Source organism: Planktotalea sp. (assembly GCF_049680325.1).
GTDB lineage: Bacteria > Pseudomonadota > Alphaproteobacteria > Rhodobacterales > Rhodobacteraceae > Planktotalea.
In genome coordinates, this window is the sequence record NZ_JBAUHO010000023.1 from 1 (window position 1) to 3,270 (window position 3,270).

Sequence of the window (3,270 nt, forward strand, 5' to 3'; positions counted from 1 at the left end):
GAGCGACCATCTGTGATCGCTGCAAACGCCGCTTCAGCAGCGGCGATGCCCGAGAGCATCGCGTTATGGTTGCCCTTGATGCGCGGTACGTTGACCATGCCAACAGAACACCCAAGCAAAGCCACACCAGAGGCGACCATTTTTGGCATAGACTGATAGCCGCCCTCGGAAATCGCGCGCGCGCCGTAAGCTACGCGTTTGCCGCCCTTTAGCAGATCGGCCACCATTGGATGGTGCTTGAAACGCTGGAATTCCATATAAGGGAACAGGTGCGGGTTTTTGTAGTTCAAGTGAACCACAAAGCTGACATAGACCTGATTGTTCTCGAGATGGTAAATAAAGGAACCGCCGCCAGCATTGCTGCCCAAAGGCCAGCCCATCGTGTGGGTGACTGTGCCCTCTTTGTGTTTGGCGGGGTCGATTTCCCAGATTTCCTTCATCCCGAGACCGAATTTTTGTGGCTCTTTACCGTCCGAGAGGCCGTATTTTTCGATGACCTCTTTTGACAGGGAGCCGCGCACGCCTTCGCTTAGGAACACATATTTGCCGTGTAGCTCCATGCCGGGTTCGGAATTGGGGCCAAGCGTGCCATCGGCTTCCAGACCGAACACACCAGCGACGACGCCTTTGACTTCGCCGTTCTCACCGTAGACCAGCTCTGAACAGGCCATTCCGGGGAAGATTTCAACGCCAAGCGCTTCGGCTTGCTCGGCCATCCAGCGGCAGACATTGCCCATGGACACAATGTAGTTGCCGTGGTTGTTCATCAGCGGTGGCATCGGAAAATTCGGGATACGAATTTGGCCAGCTTCACCAAGCATGACGAAATTGTCTTCTTTCACAGGCACATTCAGCGGCGCACCTTTTTCTTTCCAATCGGGAATCAGCTTGTCCAAGCCACAAGGATCAAGGACCGCACCAGAAAGGATATGCGCGCCAACCTCAGAACCTTTTTCCAAAACGACGACATCCAGATCGGCATTTAGTTGCTTCAAACGGATTGCGGCAGACAGGCCTGCTGGGCCTGCGCCAACGATCACAACATCATAGTCCATCGTCTCGCGCGTTGTATCAGACATGTGGCGTCCTTTTTAAATGCGTTAAAATTGCTTCGCGAAGGCGTATCAAGCGACCTGTATTGCGGTCAATTGCAACCAAGCGTAAAAACCACGCTTTTGGCATAAAATCGGCCTTTGTTCGTTCAAAGTGCCGATATGTGCATCATCGCTTGCAATTGACCTGCGGCTCGGGGCAATCTAACCGCTGAAAACGTTTAGTCATATGCGCCGGTTCGTCCGGCGTTTTTCTATCACAGTACAGAGCAGTTAAGTCGAGGTAAGGCCATGGAAAAGATACCAATGACCAAGTCAGGGCACACGGCCATCGAAGTTGAGCTAAAGCAGCTCAAAACTGTCGAGCGCCCGGCCATCATTGCTGCTATCGCGGAAGCGCGTGAGCATGGCGATCTGTCCGAGAACGCCGAGTATCATTCAGCCCGTGAAAAGCACAGTTTCATCGAGGGTCGCATCAAGCTTTTGGAGGGTATTCTTTCATTGGCTTCTGTCATTGACCCCAAGACATTGAAGGGCGCGATCAAGTTCGGCGCGACCGTCACTTTGGTCGATGAAGACACGGATGAAGAAAAGACATGGCAAATCGTGGGCGAGCATGAAGCCAATGTCGAAGCCTCGCTTTTGAACATAAAGTCGCCTATTGCGCGCGCTTTGATTGGCAAAGAAGAAGGCGATAGCGTAAAGGTGAGCACGCCGGGTGGCAGCAAGTCATACGAAGTGCTAAAGATCGAATATATCTAAGGCATCTAAATAAGAGCGAAAGAAGTGAGCATGGCTGACGGCTCTGACGGAAAATCAACGCCTTTGGGTATCTATGATCGCCCATCAAAATCCGCGATTACGGGGATTGAGATCATTGCTATTGCGCTTAGCCTGTTGTGGCTGCTTGGCGCTGCGATCTTCTTTTTGACCCTGCCGAGCGAAAGCGCGCCAGATGGCACGGGTGGCTTGCGCTTTTTGATGACGATGCTCGCGATCTTCATGCCCGTGGCGATGATCTGGGTCGCGGCGACCGCCGCGCGCTCATCCCGCGTGATGCGCGAGGAAAGCCAGCGTTTGCAGGCGGCCATTGATGCGATCCGTCAAGCCTATGTCGCGCAAAGCCAAGGCCGCAACATGGCGAGCGAACCTTCGGTGACGCGCAAGCTCGATGAAATCGCAGCCGCCCAGCGCAAGACCGAAACGACACTGGCAAAATTTTCAACCAAACGCGATACGTCGCCCGTGCGCAAACCTGCACCCGCCGCGCCTATCGCTGCCGATCCGTCCGAGCAACCCAGCCTCGCGCTTGGCACCCAAGCGACGGATATGGAGCCGCCACTGGAGCGCGAAGCCTTCATTCGTGCGCTGAACTTCCCCGAGGATGCAGAAGACAAAGCAGGGTTCGACGCGCTTAGAAAGGCGTTGAAGGACCGCAAAGCTGCACAGTTGATCCAAGCGGCGCAGGACGTTCTGACGTTGCTCAGCCAAGATGGCATTTATATGGATGATCTACGTCCCGATGCGGCGCGCCCGGAAATCTGGCGGCGCTTTGCAGCGGGTGAACGTGGTCGCACGATCGCTGCGCTTGGCGGCATTCGGGATCGATCATCCCTTGCCCTTTCCGCTGCGCGGATGAAGCAGGACACGATCTTTCGCGATGCGGCGCATCACTTCTTGCGCCGCTTCGACAAAAGTTTTGCGGAATTTGAAGAGGTTGCGTCGGATTCCGAAATTGCTGCACTGTCGGGTACACGCACGGCGCGCGCGTTCATGTTGCTTGGACGTATCGCGGGGACGTTCAATTAAGCCTTAGAATGACGTGAACGGAATGTAGCGCACCATTGATCCGCGCGTGACATCCATTGCCCCGTCGGGCAGTTCAACCAGGCCTTCAGCCCAGCTAAGCCCGCTGATCCGACCTGACCCTTCGGATTTGAACACCTCTGCGTGCCCGTCCCTGATCCGCGCACGCAGAAATTCGCGTCGGCCCGCCTTTTTACGCTTTGTAAACGCGGCAGGTATCTGGAAGCCTTGCGGCGCGCTCCAGCCTGCACCTGACAGCAGGTTCAAAGCCGGCCGCGCAAAAATCAGGGTGCAAACCAGCGCAGCGACGGGATTGCCAGGCAGACCGAATACCGGCGTGCCGTTCCAGATTCCCAGCGCAAGTGGCCGCCCCGGTTTCAACGCAATGCGCCACATTGCCAATGAACCTGTC

The 3,270-nt window shown here is 55.5% G+C and carries 4 protein-coding genes; 2 read left to right on the forward strand and 2 right to left on the reverse strand.

Annotated elements, in window-relative coordinates; all coding sequences use genetic code 11:
• On the reverse strand, positions 1-1,079 hold a 1,079-nt coding region (locus WBC85_RS01265), incomplete at its 3' end, for an NAD(P)/FAD-dependent oxidoreductase (RefSeq protein WP_424432871.1).
• Positions 1,080-1,343: 264 nt separating this feature from the next.
• On the opposite strand from WBC85_RS01265, the gene greA reads away from it, so the two are divergent.
• Complete coding sequence (gene greA, locus WBC85_RS01270) at positions 1,344-1,814, forward strand: transcription elongation factor GreA (RefSeq protein WP_424432872.1); 471 nt, start codon at positions 1,344-1,346, stop codon at positions 1,812-1,814.
• 30 nt (positions 1,815-1,844) lie between these two features.
• Positions 1,845-2,861, forward strand: coding sequence for a hypothetical protein (locus WBC85_RS01275; protein WP_424432873.1), 1,017 nt, complete (start codon positions 1,845-1,847; stop codon positions 2,859-2,861).
• A gap of 3 nt (positions 2,862-2,864) precedes the next feature.
• On the opposite strand, the gene WBC85_RS01280 is transcribed toward WBC85_RS01275, so the two are convergent.
• Positions 2,865-3,270: molybdopterin-binding protein (locus WBC85_RS01280; protein ID WP_424432874.1), on the reverse strand; the 406-nt coding region annotated here is incomplete at its 5' end.